The sequence below is a fragment of the Silvimonas soli genome (assembly GCF_030035605.1).
Classification (GTDB): domain Bacteria; phylum Pseudomonadota; class Gammaproteobacteria; order Burkholderiales; family Chitinibacteraceae; genus Silvimonas; species Silvimonas soli.
This window is the reverse complement of sequence record NZ_CP106736.1, coordinates 442,752-464,366: the sequence shown is the minus strand read 5'-3', so window position 1 is coordinate 464,366 and position 21,615 is coordinate 442,752. Positions and strand designations below refer to the sequence as shown.

The following is a 21,615-nucleotide window of genomic DNA, read 5'->3' as shown; positions in this document are numbered from 1 at the left end:
GGATTCAAAAATGAGCGTTCTCGTAAACAAAAACACGAAAGTGCTGGTGCAGGGTTTCACCGGCAAGAACGGCACTTTCCATGCTGAACAAGCACTGAAAGTCGGCACCAAAGTGGTCGGTGGCGTAACACCGGGCAAGGGCGGTGCCGAGCATCTGGGTCTGCCGGTGTTTAACACCATGAAAGACGCGGTACGCCAGACCCAAGCCGATGCCTCGGTCATCTACGTACCGGCAGCTTTTGCCAAGGATTCGATCCTTGAAGCCATCGATTCCGGCGTGAAGCTGATCGTATGTATTACCGAAGGCGTGCCGACCATCGACATGCTGTATGTGAAGAAAGCCGTGGACGAAGCCGGCATCCGCCTGATCGGCCCGAACTGCCCAGGTATCATCACCCCGGGCGAGTGCAAGATCGGCATCATGCCGTGGCACATCCACAACCCGGGCCGCATCGGCATTGTGTCGCGCTCCGGCACGCTGACCTATGAAGCCGTAGCGCAAACCACCGCGCTGGGTTTGGGCCAGTCCACATGTATCGGTATCGGTGGCGACCCAATTCCGGGTACCAGCCATATCGACGCACTCAAGCTGTTCCAGGATGATCCGGATACCGATGCGATCGTGATGATCGGTGAAATCGGCGGTTCGGCAGAAGAAGAAGCTGCTGAGTTCGCTCGCCAATACGTGACCAAGCCGGTTGTGGGCTACATCGCTGGCGTTACTGCACCGAAGGGTAAACGCATGGGCCACGCCGGTGCGATCATCTCCGGTGGCAAGGGTACGGCTGAAGAGAAGTTCAAGGCATTTGAGAAGGCTGGCATTGCCTACACTCGCAGCCCGGCAGAAATCGGCAAGACCATGTTTGAATTGCTGAAATCCAAGGGCATGATCAAGTAATTGTTGATTGCCGTTGTGAATAAAAAGGCCCGCATTTGCGGGCCTTTTTATATTCGGGCGGTGGGACTCACTTACCCGAGTTGATCCGGTCCTGAATATGCTTGGCGCGATCAATGGAGGAGGGGTGCGAGCTCATCATGGTGCTCTTGCCGCCATCCAGCGTGGCCAGTTTCTGGAAACTGGTCATCAGCGGTTTCTGGCTCAAACCTTTACTCTTCAAAAGATCAAACGAGTAATCGTCGGCCTGGCTTTCCTGCTTTTGCGAGAACTGGGCGTTGACTAGTTGTTCGGCCAGATCAGCCAGTTGCGATTTGGAAAGTGCCGCCACGGTCGACCCGCCCACTGCACCGGCTGCGCCACGCGCGGCAGTGACGCTATATGCCAACTGCGCCGCTTTCTTGGTGTGGCCCAATGCGACGTGGCCAATTTCGTGTCCCAGCACGGCGCGCACTTCGTCATCTGTCATCAGGTCCATCAAGCCGCTGTAAACGCGTACGCAGCCGTTCGCCATCGCCCAGGCGTTGACGTCTTTGGTTTGATACACCTTGAAGTTGAGTGGCGCGCCATTCACGCTGGTCGGCAAACCTTTGGAAATAACGCTCAAACGTTTGGCGTAAGTGCTGCTCGCTGGAGCAATTGACGATTTGGCGTCTTGCTCCTGGCAAGACTGCACTGACAGTTGCTGCACATCGCTGTCGGTCAGCATGGCGGCTTGCGCTGCAGTGGCGCCCGATTGCATCAGCGCATTGGTGTCCATGCCAGCGCAAGCGGTCAGGGCGAGCGTGGCGGCGGCGAGAATGGAAAGTGAGTAACGGTATTGCATTGCGGTCTCCAATAAATATGCCGGATACATAGTCTGGCAAAGCTATTGTTGCCGCTCGCTGTGGACTTTCCCACCGGATTTTGCGGAAAAAATACCGCAAATATTTCTTCATGTATCAGCTTTTAAGCTGGTAGTGCTAAGTCGATGACCGATTTCGAGTCATGAAATGGGTCGCCATACCAGGCTGCATTTCATTTTGTGTCTGAACATGCGGTCTTGAGGTGTGGACTGTTGCAAAAAACCACAGCTTTTTTTTAGATATCGATATGCGTTTGCACATGCCGTTCACGCAAAAATAGCTTGGTAACCGGCAAGCGACAACCGCCGTTAAAGCACTGAAAACGCTGGCTGGCCTTACATCTTTGCGCAAAAACCATCTCCGAAAAATGCCTGAGCGCCATAGAAACACGGTTGTCTCGCCTTCCGCCGTGCTGGATGGATAACGACATGTGTCAGCTTTCAATGGCTAGTTGTTCGGTCCAGTCGCCTTCTCACATGCACCAAAAACAAGCTGACTGTGCTTTCCTGGTGCGCCGCAAAACGTAATGTTGTTGACGGCAATGGGGTAATCATTCGTAATTTGTAGTGCGCAAACGTTTGCTACATCTGACTCTGCCAAGCAGAAAACGCGGTAGCCCATGCGCCAGTTTTTTGTTTGTTTGCGCAAACGTTTGCTTTTTTATTTACCCAATCACGATCACCAAATCAGTGCAGTCCAGTTCATTCAGGAGACAAGCATGAAACAGAATATTCGCCGCATGATCGCCGCCGCATTTGCGTTCACCGCCGTCGCTGTGTTGCCGGTATCAAACGTCCATGCGGATGCCCACAAACCCAAGGTCGCGCTGGTGATGAAGTCGCTGGCTAACGAGTTCTTCCTGACCATGGAAACAGGCGCCAAGGATTATCAGAAACAAAACGCCGCGCAGTTCGATCTGGTTACCAATGGCATCAAGGATGAAACCGACACTGCCAACCAGATTCGCATTGTCGAGCAAATGATTGTGTCCAAAGTCGACGCCATTGTGATTGCTCCGGCTGATTCCAAAGCGCTGGTGCCGGTGGTCAAGAAAGCCGTTGATGCCGGCATCATCGTGGTGAACATCGATAACAAGCTGGATAACGACGTTCTGAAATCCAAAAATCTGAACGTGCCGTTTGTGGGCCCGAACAACCGCGCTGGCGCCAAGCTGGTCGGCGATTACCTGGCCAAAAAACTGAAATCCGGTGATGAAGTCGGCATTCTGGAAGGCGTTTCGACCACCACCAACGCCCAGCAACGCACTGCCGGTTTCAAAGATGCGATGACCACTGTGGGTGCCAAGGTTGATTCGGTACAGTCTGGCGAATGGGAAATCGACAAGGGCAATGCCGTGGCGTCGGCCATGTTGAACGAATACCCGAACCTGAAAGCACTGCTGGCCGGTAACGACAACATGGCTATTGGCGCCGTGTCTGCCGTGCGTGCAGCGGGCAAGCAAGGCAAGGTGATGGTGGTGGGTTACGACAATATCAATGCGATCAAGCCGATGCTGGCTGACGGCCGTGTGCTGGCTACCGCTGACCAGTTTGCAGCCAAGCAAGCCGTGTTCGGGATCGACGTTGCGCTCAAGGCGATCAAAGAGCACAAGAAACAATCTGATCTGTCTGGTGTGGTTGAAACCCAGGTACAACTGATCACCAAGTAAGCGTAAACGCATCTGCCAATACGCCCCGGCGCGGCGCCGTTACGGTGCCGCGCCATACAGGACGACCTGAATATGTCTGATCGCGAAATCATTGCCGTAACTGGTCTGGGTAAAGACTACGCCACACCAGTGCTGGCCGATGTCACCCTGCAGCTTTATCCGGGCGAAGTATTAGCCCTGACCGGTGAGAATGGCGCGGGCAAAAGTACGCTTTCCAAAATTATTGGTGGCCTGGTGACGCCCACGCACGGGCAGATGCAATACCAGGGTCAGCCATACACACCACATAGCCGGACCGAAGCAGAACACGCCGGTATCCGCATGGTGATGCAAGAACTCAATTTGTTGCCGACGCTGTCGGTGGCAGAAAACCTGTTTCTCAATAAATTACCGCGCCGCGCAGGCTGGATTTCCCGCGCAAAACTGCGCGAAGACGCCCGCCACGCCATGGCGCAAGTCGGGTTGGAAGCCATCGATCCGGACACCCTGGTCGGAGAACTGGGCATCGGCCATCAGCAAATGGTCGAGATCGCCCGTAACCTGATTGGCGAATGTCGGGTACTGATCCTCGATGAGCCCACCGCCATGCTCACCGCGCGCGAAGTCGATTTGTTGTTCGACCAGATCGCCGCCCTCAAACGACGCGGTGTGGCGCTGGTGTATATCTCGCACCGGCTGGAAGAACTGTCGCGTATTGCAGACCGCATTGCGGTGCTGCGCGATGGTCGCCTGGTGTGCGTAGACGACATCGCCAAATACAGCAGTAACCAGTTGGTGACTTTGATGGTAGGTCGCGAACTGGGCGAGAAGATTGATTTTGGGGTTCGCCCGATCGGCGCGCCCTTGCTGGCAGTAAAAGGCCTGGGCCGCGGCGACGTTGTAAAAGATATTTCACTGGAAGTACGCAGCGGCGAGATTTTTGGCATCAGTGGTTTGATCGGTGCCGGACGTACCGAATTACTGAGGTTGATCTACGGTGCCGATCGCGCTGATCGCGGCAGCGTGGCGGTGGGCAACCCGCTCAAGCCGGTCACGATTTCGTCCCCAACCGATGCGGTGAATCACGGCATTGCGCTGATCACCGAAGATCGCAAAGGCGAGGGCTTGCTGCTGTCGCAATCGATTGCCGCCAATATCTCGCTGGGCAATATGGATGCGGTATCCGCCCATGGCGTGGTGGATAACAAGCGTGAACACGCGCTGGCCCAACGGCAGATCAACGCCATGCATATCCGGACCTCTGGCCCGCAACAAACGGTGCAGGAACTCTCTGGCGGCAATCAGCAAAAAGTGGTGATTGGGCGCTGGCTGGAGCGCGATTGTGAAGTGCTGTTGTTTGACGAACCTACGCGCGGCATTGATATCGGCGCCAAGTTTGATATTTACGCGCTGTTTGGCGAACTGGCGCGTAAAGGCAAAGCGCTGGTGGTGGTATCGAGCGACCTGCGCGAACTGATGCTGATCTGTGACCGCATTGCCGTGCTCTCGGCTGGTCAGCTAACCGGCACTTTCGAGCGTGAAAGCTGGAGCCAGGATGCCATTCTTGCTGCCGCCTTTGCCGGATACCAGACACGCGATCGCATGCTCACAGAACCGGAACCTGTCGCCGGCTAAAACCGATGCGACATTGCCCGGCAAGTATCGGCAACTGAATGAATAGACAGCAATAAAACATCAATGAAATAGTCGGCAGCCCGCGCTAACTGTGCGCCGGTTGCGACTCGAGGAGAGCAGCAGCATGAACGAACAACAAAATAATCCGGCGAGTCCGCAAGCAGACGCCGCTGCCGTGATGGGGGCTTCCGCCTCTACATTGACGGGGTCGGCGCTGTGGCGCTCGTTGAGTACATATCTGGGTTTGGCCGGTGCGCTGCTGGCGATGATTGCGCTGTTTTCTGTGCTCAGTTCGCATTTCTTTACTTATGACACCTTCAGCCTGATCGCCAACCAGATTCCCGATCTGGTGGTGATGTCGGTCGGGATGACCTTCATCCTGATCATTGCTGGCATCGATTTGTCGGTGGGTTCGGTCCTGGCACTGGCCGCATCGGTTGTGAGTGTCGCTTCACTCAAATATCAACTGGGACCATTTCCTTCGGCTCTGTTGGGCATGGCCGTGGCGGCGCTGGCGGGTACGTTGACCGGCGCAGTGACAGTGGGTTGGCGCATTCCTTCATTCATTGTGTCGTTGGGCGTGCTGGAAATTGCCCGCGGCGTGGCATATCAACTGACCAATTCGCGCACAGCGTACATTGGCGCCTCATTTGACTGGCTGTCCAACCCGGTCGCGTTGGGCATTTCTCCTGCCTTTTTGATTGCGCTGGCGGTCATGATCGTTGCCCAGCTGGTCCTTACCCGCACCGTGTTTGGCCGTTATCTGGTGGGCATCGGCACGAACGAAGAAGCTGTGCGCCTGGCGGGTATCAATCCCAAACCCTACAAGCTGATTGTGTTTGCGCTGATGGGTGCGCTGGCGGGTCTGGCCGCGTTGTTCCAGATTTCCCGATTGGAAGCGGCTGATCCAAACGCGGGGCAGGGCATGGAACTGCAAGTGATCGCTGCCGTGGTGATCGGTGGCACCAGTTTGATGGGCGGGCGCGGCTCGGTCATCGCCACTTTCTTCGGTGTGTTGATTATCTCGGTGCTGGCCGCCGGGCTGGCGCAGATCGGGGCTAATGAACCAACCAAACGCATCATTACGGGCGCGGTGATTGTGGTCGCCGTGGTGCTGGATACCTATCGCAGCAATCGCGCCAAAAAGCGCGGCTAAGCCACTCGCTCACACTCAGGAAACAAACGATTCATGGCAACGATCAAGGATGTGGCAACGCTGGCTGGCGTGTCGTTTACTACCGTGTCGCACGTGGTCAATCGCACGCGGCCGGTCAGCGAAAAAGCCCGCGAGAAGGTAGAAGGCGCCATTCGCCAGTTGAATTACGTACCGTCTGGTGTGGCGCGTTCGCTCAAAGTGCGGGCGACTTCCACCATTGGTTTGCTGGTGCCCAACAATACCAACCCGTACTTCGCCGAATTGGCGCGTGGCATCGAAATGCGCTGCGAGCGAAATGGTTACTGCGTCTTTTTATGTAACTCGGATGATGACACCGAGAAACAACGCAACTATCTGCGGGCACTGCGCGAAAAGCGTATCGATGGACTGGTGATTGCCTCGGCCGGTGATAACCCGTCACTGGCGCTGGACTTGAGCGAGAACCATGTGCCGGTGGTCATCGTCGACCGCGAAGTCGACAACGTCACTGCTGATCTGGTCGAGATTGATCACGAATTCGGTGCCTACGTGGCCACGCAGCATTTGCTGTCGCTAGGGCATCGGCGCATTGGTTGTATCAGTGGCCCATCATCGATGGTGGTCAGTACCTTGCGCGTCGCCGGATTCACGCGGGCGATGGCCGAAGCAGGCGTTGCCATTGGCACTGAGGCCATCATGGAAAGCGATTTTTCCAGCCCGGGTGGTTATTACGCGGCCTCTCGTCTGTTTGCCGGGTTGCAGCCGACGGCCATCTTTGCCGGGAATGACATGATGGGCATTGGCGTGCTGCGCGCCGCCGCCGAGCGCGGCATGCGCGTGCCGCAAGATTGCTCGGTCATCGGTTTTGATGACATTGAATTGAGTCGCTATGTTTATCCCGCGCTGTCGACAGTGGGTCAGTCCATCCTGCAGCTGGGAGAACAAGCAGCGCAACTGTTGCTCGACCGCATCAGCGGCGCGGCTACCGGCCCGGCTCGGCGACAAATTGTGGCGCCGCAATTGACGGTACGAGAATCAACCAGTGCCTTGGCCATTGTTGGCAATGAATGAACATAACGCCGCCACTCGAAGCGGCCTGAATACAGGAATAGCGCAGTGACAGCAGTCAAACATCAGAGCGAAGCGGCCGTGCCAGGGCGCGTGGTGGTAATTGGAAGCTTGAATATGGATCTGGTCGGTCGGGCCGAGCGCTTGCCGCATCCGGGCGAAACGCTGGCTGGTACCAGTTTTGCCACCATTGCAGGCGGTAAAGGCGGTAATCAGGCTGTTGCCGCCGCCCGATTGGGCGCACAAGTGACCATGCTGGGCGCTGTGGGTGCAGACGCCTATGGCGCGCAGTTGGTGAACGGGTTAAAGGCCGAGAATATCGATTGCCAAGGGGTTGCCAGGATTGCTGACGCGGCAACTGGCGTGGCAATGATCATCGTGGATGAGGCGAGCCAGAACGCCATTCTGATTATTCCTGGAGCCAATGCGCGGGTGGATGTTGCCGCCATTAACGGCGCGGAACCCGTACTGGCCGCCGCAGATGTTGTGGTATGCCAACTGGAAATCCCCTATCCGGCGGTGCTGGCCGCATTACAAGCGGGCCGCCGTCTGGGCAAGACCACGATTTTGAATCCGGCGCCGGTCACCGCAGCCTTGCCTGGCGACTGGCTAAGCCAGATTGATTATCTGATCCCCAATGAAATTGAAGCGGCCATGCTCAGTGGTATCGCCGTGGATTCGCCACAAGATGCCTGCATCGCCGCGCAGCGGCTACGTATGCTGGGTGCTCGCAATGTGATCATTACGCTGGGTGCTCGTGGCCTGGTGGCGTTGATCGACAACGACGTTGCGCATTATCCGGGCACTCCGGTGCATGCAGTGGACACCACTGCCGCCGGGGATACCTTCACGGGTGGCTTTGCCGCAGCGCTGGCCAACGGCGCCACGCCGCATGCCGCCATCGTGTTGGGGCAAAGCGCCGCGGCGATCTCGGTAACGCGCGCGGGTGCACAGCCGTCTATTCCTTATCTACACGAACTGGAGCATCAGGCATGAAGAAAACCGCTTTGCTCAATGCCGCGCTGTCCCGCCTCATTGCAACGCTGGGGCATGGCGACATGATTCTGATCGCCGACGCGGGCATGCCCACGCCTTTGCATGCGCCAGACGTGCAAATCATCGATCTGGCACTCGTGCCCGGCACGCCCGGTTTCAGCCAGGTGCTGGCCGCAGTGCTGAGTGAAATGCAGGTGCAATCGCACGTGATTGCCACTGAAATGGTGGCTGCTCAGCAAGCACCACTGACGGCATTGGCTGAGCATGCCGACGTGCTGGGCGAGCGCAAAGTCCTTAGCCATGAAGCACTCAAAACCTTGAGCCGCGATGCGCGTGCCTTTATCCGCACCGGCGAATGCACGCCCTATGCCAACGTAATGCTGGTGGCAGGTGTCACCTTCTAGTTTTCTGCAGTTCCTCTTTTTTGCCGTAACCACCTCAGTAGTCCTGCTGTTTTGCTTCTGCAGTTTGAAAGTCCTGGCACGCCGAAACCCGCAACGGGTTCTCGGTGAGGCCCGGTGCATGCCGCTTTTGACAAAAATCCAAGGAAACAACATGAAAAAGACAGTCCTGTCACTGCTTTTGCTGGGTACCGCTTTGCTGGCCGGATGCGGCGGAGATTCCGATTCAACTGGTTCCGCGCCCAAAGTGATCATCGATACCGACTTCAATACCATGGGTGACGATGGCCAATTGTTCGTCATGGCCACGCAATTGATGGCCCAAGGCAAAATTGATGTGCTGGGCCTGACCATTGAAAGCGGGAATGGCTGGCTCATGCAGGAGGAAAGCGACGCGCTCAAGGCCACGGAACGCATGGGCGTTTCGCAGCGCATTGGCGTGTATGGCGGGGCGGATTACCCGCTAGCGTACGATGAAACCAGCATTCGGGCGCAGCAGGCTGCCAACCCCAACGGTTGGTTTGGCGCATGGATGTTCCCCAAACCGCAAAGCTCGACCGATCTGATCGCACCGCCGGATGGTTTTGCCACCAGCACCACTTTGCGAGCACAGAATGCGGCGGATTTCATGATCCAGACCATCAAGGCGCACCCGCATGAAATCACCATTCTGGAAGTTGGCCCGCTGACCAATCTGGCGCTGGCATTACGCAAAGCGCCAGAAATTGCGCCGCTGATCAAATCCATTGTGTATATGGGCGGCAATATCAATGTGCCTGGCAATTCCAATGCAGTGGCCGAAATGAACTGGTGGTTTGACCCGGTGGCCGTACAGGAAGTGCTGCGTCAGGATATCCCGCAAGTGGTGATTCCGCTGGATGTAACCGATACCGTGCCGCTGGATCAGGCGACGTTTGATGCCATTGCGCATAATCCGGCCAGGCAAACGGTGGTCACGCAGATTTACGACACCGAAAACGCCCAGTTCCTCGGGCCGGATGCACACATCTTTGACACGCTAACCATTGCCTATCTGCTTGATCCAACCATGGCGACCCAAACCACGGATGCCTGGCTCGCCATCAACACTACGCCAGGCGAGCAGCAAGGGCAGGTCTCTGCCAGCACCACGGCGCCCATCGTCGGTGGCTCGGTGCGCAAGATTCGCTATATCAGCAAGTTCGATAACGCACGCTTCCTGGCGCAGTACATCGATCTGATGACCCGGGCAGTGCCGGTGGTACTACCTGCTAACTGATCCGGCAAACACCCCGCATCTTGCCTGGCGCCTCTGCGCACGGGCAAGATGCGGGCTTGTACTTCACACCTCCGTCTGACCGCACCCTATGGATCTCAAACGTTGCTTCCCACCAGTGGTCGATCAACACACCCGGCTATTGTTGCTAGGCAGCCTGCCGGGCGAGCGCTCGTTGGCGCAGGCGCAGTATTACGCTCATCCACAAAACAGGTTCTGGGAACTGGTTGGTGCCGTCATCGGCGTTGATCTGCGGGCGCAATCGTATGAAATGCGGTTGGCCACCTTGCTGGCGCATCACATCGGCCTGTGGGATGTCATCGCAGAGGCGGAGCGCCAAGGCAGTCTGGATGCGGCTATCCGCAACCAGTCTCACAATGCACTCGCTGAGCTGGTCAAAACGCTGCCAGCGCTCAAAGCGGTGGGGTTCAACGGCGGTACATCGGCGCGAATAGGCCGACGGCAACTCTTGGGTATCAGCGGCCTGACGCTGATTGACCTGCCTTCATCCAGCCCTGCCTATACGCTGGCGTTGGCGCAGAAACAGCAAGCATGGCAACAGTTGGTGAGTGCGCTGTAATTGCATTGCCGTAGAGACTGAAAACCCGCGACAAGGCCTCGCCAACAATATGCTGTGTGAATAATTGTCGCTGCGGAGTGTGAGTTTTACGTAGTTTTGTTTCATTAAAAAGTGCACAATACGTATAACAAAACTACGAAGCAACAGGAGAAACCATCATGCGTACACTTATTCAATGGCTGGAACAAACCGCTGAAACCATGCTGCAACAGCGTTATCAGTTCGTCGGCCGCAAGACAACGATCTAAGCAGGGTACAAGGGGATGGCGATGATGAGTCGCCCATTGAAAAACGCCACCATGACTGATTCATGGTGGCGTTTTGCGTTGTCCGGCAGATTTAGCCTGGCGCCGAATCAGGCTTTGTTTTCCAGCATGTGGCTTGCATCAAAACCGAGTCGCAAACCGCCCCAGTGCCGGCCATTCACATGAATAGGCACATCCAGCTCAGTCATGATCTCGCCGGTATCGCGTACATAGGTTTGCAACAAAAAGCGCTGGGTATTGCGCGCCGCACGCAGCCCGGCCGGGTCATTGAAAATGCGCTTGTCGCGGCTATTGACCAAGTCAGTGGCTTTATCGCCAGTGGGCGTTTTGGAATACCAGCTGTTATGCGTCGGGCCGTAGCCGTTGGTATCTACCGCCAGCACAAACTTACCGCCAGCGGCCGCGCGGGCCAGTTGATCGTAAAGTGGCTGGATTTCTGTTTCAAAACGTCCGTCAAATGAGGTTTTGTATTTGACCGGCGCGCTACCAGGAATAGGCTGATATTGCTGGTCAAACACATTGACGCCTTGTTTGTGCATGGCCTCAATTTTTGTCTGGATCAGGTCGCGGGTCTGGCAGGCTTTCTGGATATTGGCATCCAGGTGGCCGCGGCCTACGGTAAAGCGGCCAATCAACTCTTGTACTTGCTCGGCGGCACGAGCCAAGCCTTGTGAGGAATTGGCAGACAAACCCATGCGCTCGTTCACTTTGAGCGACAGAGCGTGTATTTCTGAAACATTGGCGTTCACCACATTGTTGGCTGCGGTGAATTCCTCCAGCGTGCTGGCAATGCCGATCAGGGCGGCGGAAGTGGATTCAAAATCCACCATCATCCGCGAGAATTGACCCGAGGCTTTTTCTACCACGGCCCGTGTGAGCTGCGCATCGTTGGTGATGACGGTTGTTTCATCGCGAGTATGGGCTACCTCGCCGAGCATGCTGTCGATATCGCGGGAAATATCGTCGGTGGCGACGCCCACTTTTTCTGCCAGCTTGCGTACTTCATCTGCGACCACGGCAAAACCGCGTCCGGCTTCACCCGCCCGCGCCGCTTCAATCGCCGCGTTCAAGGCCAGCAAGTTGGTTTGCCCGGAGATTTCCTTGATCAAATCCACAATGCTTTTGATGCTGGCCGAACGTTGATTCAATCCATTTACCGTGTCGTTAAAGCTGGCCATGCGGGTGCTGATGGCGTGGATGCGGTCGGTGACGTCCTGGAGTTCCGCATAAGAAGCCCGCGCCATTTCGAGATTGTGGGTGGTGGAGCCGGAGATTTCCTGGGTGCGCCGCGACACGTCGTTAATCCCTTGAGTGGTGCTGTCGCTGGTTTCCACCACTTTTTGCGCCAACGCATCTTGCTGGTGTGCCGACTGTGCGGAATCGCCGATGCTTTTCATTGATTTGGCCGCTTCCAGCGCGATGCCCACGGTCATGGTTTGCACGCTGGCAATGATTTCGCGCTGCTTGGCCAGGAAACGGTTACAACTCGCGGCCAGTTCGGCGATTTCGTCGCTGGTAATCACTGGCACGTCGCGCGAAAGATCGCCTTCGCCACCGGCGACGTCATTCAGAACAGAGGTGATAGCCAGTACCGGCCGGGTAATCCAGAAGCGGAAATAGATCACCTGCACGGTAATAAATGCGGCGCTGAGCACGGTGAGGATCCATGCCCAAGTGGTGATGGTGTCAAACGCATGGCTTAGTTTGGCAATGGCATTCGCATCAAGGCCCAACTGGTGCGCGGTATCGGTCATGGCCGTATCGGCAAAGCTGGTTACGACCAGCATGGCAATGGGGGCGGCAAGTAACAGGTAAAGAAAGGCAAATTTGCGGTTTAGAGTGCCCAGCAAAGTGCGTTCAAATACGGTGTGAAAGTCATTCAACCATTGCATTTGCGAACTCCCCTGCGAAGACCATGCGCGTGGCTGGCCCCGATTTTTATGATCTGTACGATCTTGAATTATCGGCCGGATACGGATTTTATCGGCAGTCGGCGAGCTAACTTGAAAGGAAAAACCCAGATCGAAGGGTGCAGAAAGCCGTCGATCTGGTACTCGGTACTGCCAATTTACGGATGTTTGCTGCTGCTGTTGAGCAGACAGATAGCCGCAGCCCGTTGCCAGAAATCAGGCGGTGAACGCGGCCTGCAGATCTTCCAGACTCAGATGCCAGTGTTTGAGCATGTGGCGGAACACAGCCAGTTCAACATTGCTGAAGTCGTTATCGGACTTGGCAATGCCCAGCGCAATGGCCGCCAGCATCAGGCGTTTGCGTTGGTCGTCTACTGTATCGAGCAACTGGTCGATACGTTCGCGATCGACCAGGCGGATATTGCCGTCGTCGGATGCGTCGTCAGACAGGTCGTTGCAGTAGTCCTGCAGCACCTGGATAAATGCTTTGCGGCTGATGCCCAAGGCTTCATAAACGCGCAGGTGTTCCAGTTCGTCGATTTCAGCGGGGTCAAAATTGCCATCGCACATCATTTGCATGACCAGAATGCGGGCCATCGCTTCTGCGCTATTGTTGGGATATTTTTTCATGTTCTTCAGTCCTGTCGATGTTGAGCCGGTCTGCCCATGCTTTGGGCATGTTTTGTAGTTTGCGCGAAGTGTAATCAAAGAACGTGATGCCCGTTCTGGCTACTGCAACCAGCCGCGGCGGGGCATTATCTTTGACGGCGTGCACCACATAATAAAGAACATATCCTGCCCGCCAGGGTTCAGCCGCGGTCATGGCAATACTCAGTTTTTCACCCAGAAAACCTTCGCTATGGAAAGTTATGGCAACGTCATTAAGGATAATGCCCGGCGTTTGAGCATCGCCCAATTCGGTATTTCCATAATGCGCCAGATATTGCACGCGGGCCTCATGCAACAGCCCCAGCAACTCCATATTGCCCAGATGCGCACCGTAGTTCAGATCGGTGACACGTATCGCAAGTTCAATTTGCAGGTCAATCCACTTGGGCGGGTCTAGTTTGATTCTTGTCATGTCTCAATAAACGGCAAAATTTACATGCGAATTGAGTGTATTCGCATGCATGAGGCCCCGCAACCGGCCAGACACGATCTGCTAAACTTGTATTACCGTTCGAATTCATGTTTAAGGAGGCACCATGTATCAGCGCATTCTTGTTCCGGTAGATGACAGCAATACGAGTGCCACAGCGCTACGCGAGTCGATTCGCTTTGCGATTGATCAGAAGGCGCTAGTGCGCCTGGTACACGTTATTGATCTGGCGCAGTTCGCATGGAGTGCGAACGAGTTTCTTGATGTTCCGCAACTTCAGGATGCCCTGCGTAAGAGTGGTGAACAGTTATTGGCTAGATATGCCGATATCCTTAAACAGCAGAACGTCAATTGCGAGGCAGGTTTGCTTGAAGCATGGGGCGGCAACCTGGCCCGCGCCATTGTGGACGATGCGGCAGAATGGAAAGCCGACGTGATCGTCATGGGCACGCATGGCTACAGTGGCCTGACCCATTTACTGCTGGGGAGCGTCGCCGAGGGCGTCATGCGCCATACAGCAGTGCCAATCTTGCTGGTAAGAGCCAAACCCAATGCCTGATTTTGTGCCAGTCCGCATGTTGCGGGTGAACGATCACGCCCGCGACAGCGCGGGCTTTACCTATGTTTATCCCGTGGTATCGCGGCGTGCTGGCGGGGTCTCGATCGGCATCAATCTCAATCCGAACAACGCCTGCAACTGGCGTTGCCTGTATTGCCAAGTCCCGGATCTGAAGCGCGGCGGCCCGCCCCCCATTGCGCTTGAGCAGCTTGAAGACGAACTGGCGGCCATGCTGCATCAGATTGTTGATGGTGATTTCATGGCACAACGCGTGCCGCCAGAACTGCAGCGGTTGAACGACATTGCTTTCTCTGGCAATGGCGAGCCGACCATGAGCCATGAATTTGGCCAGGCGCTGGTCATCGTGGAGCAGCAACTGCAAGTCTTTGGTCTGCTGGGCCAGATCAAGGTGGTACTGATCACCAATGGCAGCCAGTTGTACAAGCCTGAAGCGCTAGCCGTGCTGGAGCATATGGGCCGCATCAATGGCGAAGTGTGGTTCAAGGTCGATCGCGCGCCGCAGGATGGATTTGCTTTGGTCAACCAGGTGCAGTTGAATCGCGCAGCTGTGCTACGGCATCTGGTCGAAGCTTCGCGGCGCTGTGCGACGTGGTTACAGACATGCATGTTTGAACTGGATGGCGCCTTGCCAGACGATGCAGAAGTCGAGGCTTATCTGGCGTTTTTGCGGGAAGCAAAGGCGCAGGCGGGGGATTTGCGTGGGGTGTTGTTGTATGGTCTGGCACGGCCATCCATGCAACCGGAGGCAGATCGCTTGCGTGCAGCGCCCGCAGAATGGATGAAGACCCTGGCCGAACGAATCGAAGCACAGGGTCTTGTGGTAAAGCTGAGCATTTAGTCTGCCTTGCTGGCAGCTGGCGATTTACCTGGCCAGCATGCTCGACATGGTAAAACGGGATTGATGCTTTTCACGTTCTCGCGCTGCGGCACGCAATGTTTCAAGCAATTCTGGTTTGTACTCACGCAGATAACGCATGACCTGATGGTCTTCGCGATTGAGTTCTTCCAGATTGATTTGCTCAATATGTACTACGCGCAGCAATTCACGTACCGGACGCGGCATGTTGCGGCCGCTTTCGTAGCGTGAACCGCCACTTTGGGTTACACCGATCTTGCTCCAGAATTCCTGTTGATTCATTCCGAGCTGGCGGCGGATTTCCCGTGGGTTAACTGTATTGTTCGCCATGGTGGGCCTCCTTTAAGTTGCCATGCTGGATGGCTAAAAAACTATGTTGCCGTCATCTTATCGCCATCTAAGCGTAGGAATACGTGACTATTCCGGTTTTTGCTTTGTGATTAATCACGGATTGTTGATCGGAACTTGTTGATAATAATGAGAAATGTCAAATTCACTTACTTCGGTTGAAACTGCGCTGCTGGCATTTGATCCAGATGAAAAAATTGCGCTGCTCAACGGGATCGTCGCAATGGCGCCCATGCCAATCAGCCCGGAACCGCGTCGATTGGCAGAGCCGGGCCGCCCGCCGAAACCCATCCTCATTTCTCCCAAGGAAGTACCCAAGCGTGGGTTGGGTTCGATAGAAGGAAGGGCGGCGCTGTTACATGCGCTGGCGCATATTGAATTCAATGCGGTGAACCTTGCGCTTGATGCCATATATCGTTTTCGCGAAATGCCTTTGGCTTACTACGAAGACTGGCTGCAGGTGGCGAAAGAAGAGGCACTGCATTTCACCTTGTTGCGCGATTACCTACAGAAATCCGGCTTTGATTACGGTGACTTTCCCGCACATAACGGCCTGTGGGATATGGCGTTACGCACAGATCACGATGTAATGGTCCGCATGGCGCTGGTTCCGCGCATTCTGGAAGCGCGCGGGCTGGATGTGACTCCCGGTATCCGCGCCAAGTTATGGTCGGTGGGGGATCGTCAGGCAGCAAAAATTCTCGATGTGATTTTGCGCGACGAGATTGGACACGTGCAGATCGGTAACAGGTGGTATCACTGGTGCTGCGAACAGCGCGGGCTGGAGCCGGTGGCCACATTTGTCAGCCTGTTACGGGATTACGCGGTGCCGGCATATCCCGGTGCGTTGAATCATGCGGCGCGGCGTGAAGCGGGTTTTAGTGATGAGGAACTGGCGCTGATTGAGTCGCTGCAGAGCTGAACCGGGTTGCAGGCGCGGGGAAGGGCTCACTGCTTGGCCGCCACTTGCCAATACAGCTTCACCAAAACAAACGCCAATCCGTAACCGCAGATTGGCGTTTTCGTTTTGCCGATTATTTATGTTCGGCCTGAAGGCAGAGGACGGCTAGGAAAGGATCACTTCCAGATCGTCGCGTTCTTCACCCACATCATCAAACACTGCCAGCAGCGCTGCGTAGTGCTCATGCCCGAGGTGGCCTTCTGCGGTTTTTGCGCCATGCCAGACAATTTGCAGAGGGCCGGCTACGTCTGAGGTCAACACGTCGTAAAGCGCATCCAGATTGCGACCAAAGTAGTCGGGCAGGGCGAGTTGGGCGCTGAACTGGTCGTATACATCGTCCATTTTATGGATATGGGTCAGCGTCACTAGGGTTGGTTTCTTTACTGACATGCCGGTACCTCGGTAAAGGTTTGATAATGATCGACCGTGACATAACGGCGACCATCATTGCCAAAGATTAGCCGTTTGGCACCGCGCTTGCCGCCGCGATAATCCAGATCAGCTTCTTTATATTGGCCATTGGGCAAACGGTGTTCGTAGTTACCAAAGCGATCGCCACCTATGGACTTTCCCGGCTGGGTTTGCCACAGATTGCTGCCCGGTCGCCAACCGGCATTTTCTGCTGCGCGCTTGGTGACATAGCTATCAGGCAAGCGCCCGGTTTGGGCCAGCGCGCCAAGTGTTTGTGCCAACTGCGTTGCATCTACCTTGGGGCTGATGCGTTGGTTCAGATCCTGCACTACCTGATTGCAGGACGGCGCTGCCATTGCTGAACCACACAAGCCCGCCAGGAATAACGAAACAAGAAAGCGCATGAGTAAGCCCGCAAGTAGTGACGTCCAAGTAGTGACGTCTGATTATGGATAGTCGAATGGTCCAGGTCAAAGTGATCATTCAGCGGTGATCGGTTTACTCAGGCTCGGGTGTGCGGGTGAGTAACACCAGCTTGAGATGATCCTGATCCACCAACTGAAAAGTGACCTGGCTCAAGTTCATATGCCCATGCACCGGGTGATTGAACCCGCGCAATCCACCGTGTCGTTCCAGAACATCATAGCGTTTCCAGTAAGTAGCAAATTCCGGGCTGGCCTGATGCAGACTATCTATCAGCTGCATCAGAACCGCGTCTTCCAGTTGATCACGGCTATCGGCTCGAAACTCAGCCACCAGTCGTTGTGCACGTGATTCCCAATCCTCTACCAGTGTGCGCGCTTGCGGGTCCGCGAACACAAAACGCAGCAGGTTGGGTGCGCGATCAGCATCCAGCCAGTCCCCAAACAAGTCGGCAGCAGCGGCATTCCAGGCCAGCATGTCCCAATAGCGCCCCATCACGTAGGCTGGCATGCGAAAATCGTCAACAATCTGCTGCAGAAACGGCGGGGTGGTTTCCAGTTCGGCGGTGCCGGGTTGGATATCGCGCTGGCCTGCCAACTCAAATAGATAAGCGCGTTGGGTTTTATCCAGCCGCATGGCCTGCGCCAGTCGGTGCAATGCTTTGCCGGAAACGCTGATCTCGCGGCCTTGTTCAATCCAGGTGTACCAGGTGGGGCTGATATCGGCCAGTTGGGCGACTTCTTCGCGGCGTAACCCTTGAGTACGGCGGCGTTGCCCGACTGGAAAACCAAACGCGGCAGGCTCGCATTTCTGGCGCAGCGCGTTCAGGAACTCGCCCAGTTCTTTGCGACGGATAGACATTGCATCATCCTGTTACCAGTTAGTATTTATACCAGTATAAATGCCTGGCTTGTTAGCGCAAATCGAAACTCCTAAGCTGTACTCCGTAACCAGATTAATCCGGTCGGCCGCCTGCCAATTCAGGGGGCTGACTACCAACCCAGTTCTTGCAAATCGACTTGGCAAGGGCGCAATCGGGATGACATAAATGGCACAGACGCTTTACGACAAACTCTGGCAGTCCCACGTGGTGCATGAGTCGGAAGACGGCACCTGTCTTATCTATATTGATCGCCACCTGGTGCATGAAGTGACCAGCCCGCAAGCCTTTGAAGGCCTGACACTGGCCGGGCGCAAGCCTTGGCGGGTGGATTCGGTAGTGGCCACGGCTGACCACAACACCCCGACCGATCATTGGGACGAAGGCATCAAGGATCCGATCTCGCGCCTGCAAGTTGAAACGCTGGACGCCAATATCAAGCATTTCGGTGCGCTGGCGTACTTCCCGTTCAAGGATTTGCGTCAAGGCATCGTGCACGTGGTTGGCCCGGAAAATGGCGCCACCTTGCCTGGCATGACTGTGGTCTGTGGCGATAGCCATACTTCCACGCATGGCGCATTTGGCGCGCTGGCGCATGGCATCGGCACCTCGGAAGTCGAACACGTGCTGGCAACGCAAACACTGACGGCCAAGAAATCCAAAGCCATGCTGGTTAAGGTGGAAGGCGAACTGGGTCGTGGCGTGACTGGTAAAGACGTTGCGCTGGCAATCATCGGCAAGATCGGTACAGCTGGCGGCACGGGTTACGCCATCGAATTTGGCGGCTCGGCCATTCGCGGTTTGTCGATGGAAGGGCGCATGACCCTGTGCAATATGGCGATTGAGGCCGGTGCTCGTGCTGGCATGGTGGCGGTGGATGTCAAAACCGTCGACTACCTCAAAGGCCGCCCGTACGCCCCAACCGAGGCGCAATGGGACCAAGCCACGACTTACTGGAAAACACTGGTCTCCGATGAAGGCGCCAAGTTCGACCATGTGGTTGAACTGGATGCATCCGCCATCGAACCGCAAGTGACTTGGGGTACATCCCCAGAGCAAGTCACCACCGTGCGCGGCAAAGTGCCAAATCCGGCGCTGATTGAAGACCCGGTAAAACGCGGTAGTCTGGAACGCGCACTGCAATATATGGGTCTGCAAGCAGATACGCCGATTGAGCAGATCAATATCGACAAGGTGTTTATTGGTTCCTGTACCAATTCGCGTATTGAAGATTTGCGCGCAGCGGCAGCGGTGGCCAAGGGCCACAAAAAAGCCGCGAATGTGAAGCTCGCTATGGTGGTGCCAGGTTCAGGTCTGGTAAAAAGGCAGGCTGAAGCGGAAGGCCTCGACAAAATCTTTACCGAGGCTGGCTTCGAATGGCGTGAGCCGGGCTGCTCGATGTGCCTGGCGATGAACGCGGACCGATTGGAACCGGGTGAGCGCTGCGCCTCTACCTCTAACCGTAACTTTGAAGGTCGGCAGGGGCAGGGTGGGCGTACCCATCTGGTTAGCCCGGAAATGGCAGCAGCTGCAGCCATTGCTGGCCACTTTGTTGATGTCCGCGACTTCGCTTGAGACGCACTAGCGCTCCGGCTTAACTCACTATGAATCTTGCGGAGTCTTTAAACCCATGAAATCGATGCTTGTTTTGCTGATGTTGTCCGTGTTGACCCTTGCCGGTTGCAATACCGTGCATGGCTTTGGTCAGGATGTGCAAAAACTGGGTGAGAAGATCGACGGCAAGTAAGGATATGCCATGAAAGCTTTTACGCAGTTGAACGGTCTGGTTTGCCCGTTGGATCGTGCCAATGTGGATACGGATGCCATCATCCCCAAACAGTTTCTGAAGTCGATCAAACGGTCTGGCTTTGGGCCGAACCTGTTTGATGAATGGCGTTATCTGGACCACGGCGAACCGGGCATGGACAACAGCAAGCGTCCGCTCAACCCGGATTTCGTACTCAACTATCCGCGTTATGTCGGCGCTGAAGTATTGCTGGCCCGTGACAACTTTGGTTGTGGTTCATCGCGTGAACATGCGCCCTGGGCGCTGGAAGACTACGGTTTTCGCGCGGTGATCGCGCCAAGCTTTGCAGATATCTTCTTCAATAACTGCTACAAAAACGGTGTGCTGCCGATTGTGTTGCCAACCGAAGTGGTCGATCAGTTATTTGCAGAAGCGCAAGCCACTGAAGGCTACCGGCTGAATGTTGATCTGGCGGCGCAGAAGGTCATTACGCCGTCTGGTGCATCGTTTGCCTTTGATATCACCGGTCATCGCAAGCATTGCTTGTTGAATGGTCTGGATGAAATTGGTCTGACGCTGGCGCACGCTGATGAAATCAAGGCGTTCGAGGCAAAGCATCGCCAAAGCCAGCCATGGCTGTTTGCCGCTTGAGGCAGATCAGGGTTTAGCAGATGTTTCCCTCGGCAATCCTGGCGAATTTGATTTCGCCAGGATTGCCATGCAGTGTCGTAAACGGGTGCTTGTAGCCCGCCAACTGACACAAAATGGCGGTAATATTGGCCTGAGGCAGCGGCAAATTGCTGGCAGTTGCTATAGTTCGAGTTTCAGGTCTTACACTCTCATTAAAATATAAGCACGGGAAACGAAACCATGATCCTGCATAAATTCAAGAATCAAGCCGAACTGGACCGCGTCGCCGCGGACCTGATGATGTCCGTAGTACGCGGACGCCCTAACGCCGTCTTGGGGATGGCAACCGGTGGTTCACCGGTGGGCATGTACCAGGAAATGGTCAAAGCGTACCAACAAGGCTTGATCAGTTTCAAGGAAACCCGCACGTTCAATCTGGACGAATATGTGGGTTTGCCGGTAACGCACGCAGAATCCTATCGCAGCTTCATGCAGCGCAATCTGTTCGACCACATCGACATTGATCCGAAGAACACGCACGTGCCCAATGGCAATGCGCCGGATATCGAAGCCGAATGTCGTCGCTACGACGAAGCGCTGTATCAGCAAGGCCCGGTAGATATGCAGTTGCTGGGTATTGGCCACAACGGCCATATCGGGTTTAACGAACCAGATACCGAGCTTTCGCGCTTTACCCACAAGGTAACGCTGAAGGAAGACACTCGCGAAGCCAACAAACGCTTCTTTAATTCGCTCGACGAAGTGCCGACTCACGCGGTGACGATGGGCATGGGCTCCATCCTGCACGCCAAGGCCATCCTGCTGGTGGTGAAAGGCCAGGAAAAAGCCGAAATCCTCGATCGCACGCTGAACGGCCCGATCTCGACGCAGGTGCCAGCTTCGTTGCTGCAAACCCACCCGCGCGTGATTGTTCTGACTGATTGCGACGTGAATTACAAGCTGTCGCACAGTTAATTCAAACCCTGAACCCGGCCTTCGGGGCCACCAGCAAAACCGCTCTGGCTGTGTTGCCCAACCTGGCCGTA

The 21,615-nt window shown here is 55.6% G+C and carries 24 protein-coding genes; 16 read left to right on the top strand and 8 right to left on the bottom strand.

Annotation, left to right across the window (positions count from 1 at the left end; translation table 11 throughout):
- Nucleotides 1-10 precede the first annotated feature (10 nt).
- Entirely contained in the window at nucleotides 11-898 is an 888-nt protein-coding gene (gene sucD, locus N7220_RS02085; RefSeq protein WP_283149819.1) for a succinate--CoA ligase subunit alpha, read from the top strand.
- Nucleotides 899-965: 67 nt separating this feature from the next.
- On the opposite strand, the gene loiP is transcribed toward sucD, so the two are convergent.
- Nucleotides 966-1,721, bottom strand: a complete 756-nt coding sequence (gene loiP, locus N7220_RS02080) for a metalloprotease LoiP (RefSeq protein ID WP_283149818.1) — start codon at nucleotides 1,719-1,721, stop codon at nucleotides 966-968.
- A 737-nt stretch (nucleotides 1,722-2,458) separates the two neighbouring features.
- Here loiP and N7220_RS02075 point away from each other — a divergent pair.
- From N7220_RS02075 to N7220_RS02040, 8 genes are all read left to right on the top strand, one after another.
- Nucleotides 2,459-3,409, top strand: coding sequence for a sugar ABC transporter substrate-binding protein (locus tag N7220_RS02075; protein WP_283149817.1), 951 nt, complete (start codon nucleotides 2,459-2,461; stop codon nucleotides 3,407-3,409).
- A gap of 72 nt (nucleotides 3,410-3,481) precedes the next feature.
- Entirely contained in the window at nucleotides 3,482-5,023 is a 1,542-nt protein-coding gene (locus N7220_RS02070; protein ID WP_283149816.1) for a sugar ABC transporter ATP-binding protein, read from the top strand.
- Nucleotides 5,024-5,147: 124 nt separating this feature from the next.
- On the top strand, nucleotides 5,148-6,179 hold the full coding sequence (locus tag N7220_RS02065; protein WP_283149815.1) for an ABC transporter permease: 1,032 nt from the start codon (nucleotides 5,148-5,150) through the stop codon (nucleotides 6,177-6,179).
- A gap of 33 nt (nucleotides 6,180-6,212) precedes the next feature.
- Nucleotides 6,213-7,229 (top strand): LacI family DNA-binding transcriptional regulator, encoded by a 1,017-nt coding sequence (locus N7220_RS02060; protein WP_283149814.1) that lies wholly within the window; start codon nucleotides 6,213-6,215, stop codon nucleotides 7,227-7,229.
- Between the two features lie 45 nt (nucleotides 7,230-7,274).
- A complete protein-coding gene (rbsK, locus tag N7220_RS02055; RefSeq protein WP_283149813.1) occupies nucleotides 7,275-8,222 on the top strand; it encodes a ribokinase in 948 nt (315 codons plus the stop codon).
- A complete protein-coding gene (gene rbsD / locus N7220_RS02050; RefSeq protein WP_283149812.1) occupies nucleotides 8,219-8,626 on the top strand; it encodes a D-ribose pyranase in 408 nt (135 codons plus the stop codon). Before rbsK ends, rbsD begins: the two co-directional genes overlap by 4 nt.
- Nucleotides 8,627-8,777: 151 nt before the next feature.
- Entirely contained in the window at nucleotides 8,778-9,881 is a 1,104-nt protein-coding gene (locus N7220_RS02045) for a nucleoside hydrolase (protein ID WP_283149811.1), read from the top strand.
- A gap of 88 nt (nucleotides 9,882-9,969) precedes the next feature.
- On the top strand, nucleotides 9,970-10,458 hold the full coding sequence (locus N7220_RS02040; protein WP_283149810.1) for a DNA-deoxyinosine glycosylase: 489 nt from the start codon (nucleotides 9,970-9,972) through the stop codon (nucleotides 10,456-10,458).
- A 355-nt stretch (nucleotides 10,459-10,813) separates the two neighbouring features.
- Here N7220_RS02040 and N7220_RS02035 read toward each other — a convergent pair whose 3' ends face one another.
- From N7220_RS02035 to N7220_RS02025, 3 genes are all read right to left on the bottom strand, one after another.
- Nucleotides 10,814-12,616, bottom strand: a complete 1,803-nt coding sequence (locus N7220_RS02035) for a methyl-accepting chemotaxis protein (protein WP_283149809.1) — start codon at nucleotides 12,614-12,616, stop codon at nucleotides 10,814-10,816.
- Nucleotides 12,617-12,850: 234 nt separating this feature from the next.
- Nucleotides 12,851-13,264, bottom strand: coding sequence for a tellurite resistance TerB family protein (locus tag N7220_RS02030; RefSeq protein WP_283149808.1), 414 nt, complete (start codon nucleotides 13,262-13,264; stop codon nucleotides 12,851-12,853).
- A complete protein-coding gene (locus N7220_RS02025) occupies nucleotides 13,242-13,715 on the bottom strand; it encodes an acyl-CoA thioesterase (RefSeq protein ID WP_283149807.1) in 474 nt (157 codons plus the stop codon). Before N7220_RS02025 ends, N7220_RS02030 begins: the two co-directional genes overlap by 23 nt.
- Before the next feature lie 124 nt (nucleotides 13,716-13,839).
- Between N7220_RS02025 and N7220_RS02020 the strand changes: the two genes are divergently transcribed.
- Nucleotides 13,840-14,292 carry a universal stress protein gene (locus N7220_RS02020; RefSeq protein ID WP_283149806.1) on the top strand — a complete coding sequence of 151 codons (453 nt, stop codon included), beginning with the start codon at nucleotides 13,840-13,842 and terminating at the stop codon, nucleotides 14,290-14,292.
- On the top strand, nucleotides 14,285-15,151 hold the full coding sequence (locus N7220_RS02015; RefSeq protein ID WP_283149805.1) for a radical SAM protein: 867 nt from the start codon (nucleotides 14,285-14,287) through the stop codon (nucleotides 15,149-15,151). The genes N7220_RS02020 and N7220_RS02015 overlap by 8 nt, the downstream gene beginning before the upstream one ends.
- Before the next feature lie 24 nt (nucleotides 15,152-15,175).
- On the opposite strand, the gene N7220_RS02010 is transcribed toward N7220_RS02015, so the two are convergent.
- Complete coding sequence (locus tag N7220_RS02010; RefSeq protein WP_283149804.1) at nucleotides 15,176-15,499, bottom strand: helix-turn-helix domain-containing protein; 324 nt, start codon at nucleotides 15,497-15,499, stop codon at nucleotides 15,176-15,178.
- A gap of 154 nt (nucleotides 15,500-15,653) precedes the next feature.
- Between N7220_RS02010 and N7220_RS02005 the strand changes: the two genes are divergently transcribed.
- The gene (locus tag N7220_RS02005; protein ID WP_283149803.1) at nucleotides 15,654-16,439 is read left to right on the top strand and encodes a ferritin-like domain-containing protein; all 786 of its coding nucleotides are present in this window, start codon (nucleotides 15,654-15,656) and stop codon (nucleotides 16,437-16,439) included.
- Between the two features lie 144 nt (nucleotides 16,440-16,583).
- On the opposite strand, the gene N7220_RS02000 is transcribed toward N7220_RS02005, so the two are convergent.
- The 3 genes from N7220_RS02000 to N7220_RS01990 all read right to left on the bottom strand — a co-directional run bounded on the left by N7220_RS02000 (nucleotide 16,584) and on the right by N7220_RS01990 (nucleotide 18,173).
- Nucleotides 16,584-16,868 (bottom strand): barstar family protein, encoded by a 285-nt coding sequence (locus N7220_RS02000; RefSeq protein WP_283149802.1) that lies wholly within the window; start codon nucleotides 16,866-16,868, stop codon nucleotides 16,584-16,586.
- The gene (locus tag N7220_RS01995; protein WP_283149801.1) at nucleotides 16,859-17,293 is read right to left on the bottom strand and encodes a ribonuclease domain-containing protein; all 435 of its coding nucleotides are present in this window, start codon (nucleotides 17,291-17,293) and stop codon (nucleotides 16,859-16,861) included. Before N7220_RS01995 ends, N7220_RS02000 begins: the two co-directional genes overlap by 10 nt.
- A 94-nt stretch (nucleotides 17,294-17,387) precedes the next feature.
- Nucleotides 17,388-18,173, bottom strand: a complete 786-nt coding sequence (locus N7220_RS01990; protein ID WP_283149800.1) for a helix-turn-helix transcriptional regulator — start codon at nucleotides 18,171-18,173, stop codon at nucleotides 17,388-17,390.
- Nucleotides 18,174-18,360: 187 nt separating this feature from the next.
- Between N7220_RS01990 and leuC the strand changes: the two genes are divergently transcribed.
- From leuC to nagB, 4 genes are all read left to right on the top strand, one after another.
- Nucleotides 18,361-19,767, top strand: coding sequence for a 3-isopropylmalate dehydratase large subunit (gene leuC, locus N7220_RS01985; RefSeq protein WP_283149799.1), 1,407 nt, complete (start codon nucleotides 18,361-18,363; stop codon nucleotides 19,765-19,767).
- Between the two features lie 55 nt (nucleotides 19,768-19,822).
- Nucleotides 19,823-19,939, top strand: a complete 117-nt coding sequence (locus N7220_RS01980) for an entericidin A/B family lipoprotein (protein ID WP_283149798.1) — start codon at nucleotides 19,823-19,825, stop codon at nucleotides 19,937-19,939.
- Between the two features lie 9 nt (nucleotides 19,940-19,948).
- The gene (gene leuD / locus N7220_RS01975; protein ID WP_283149797.1) at nucleotides 19,949-20,590 is read left to right on the top strand and encodes a 3-isopropylmalate dehydratase small subunit; all 642 of its coding nucleotides are present in this window, start codon (nucleotides 19,949-19,951) and stop codon (nucleotides 20,588-20,590) included.
- 219 nt (nucleotides 20,591-20,809) lie between these two features.
- Complete coding sequence (gene nagB / locus N7220_RS01970; protein WP_283149796.1) at nucleotides 20,810-21,544, top strand: glucosamine-6-phosphate deaminase; 735 nt, start codon at nucleotides 20,810-20,812, stop codon at nucleotides 21,542-21,544.
- The last annotated feature ends 71 nt before the right edge of the window (nucleotides 21,545-21,615 follow it).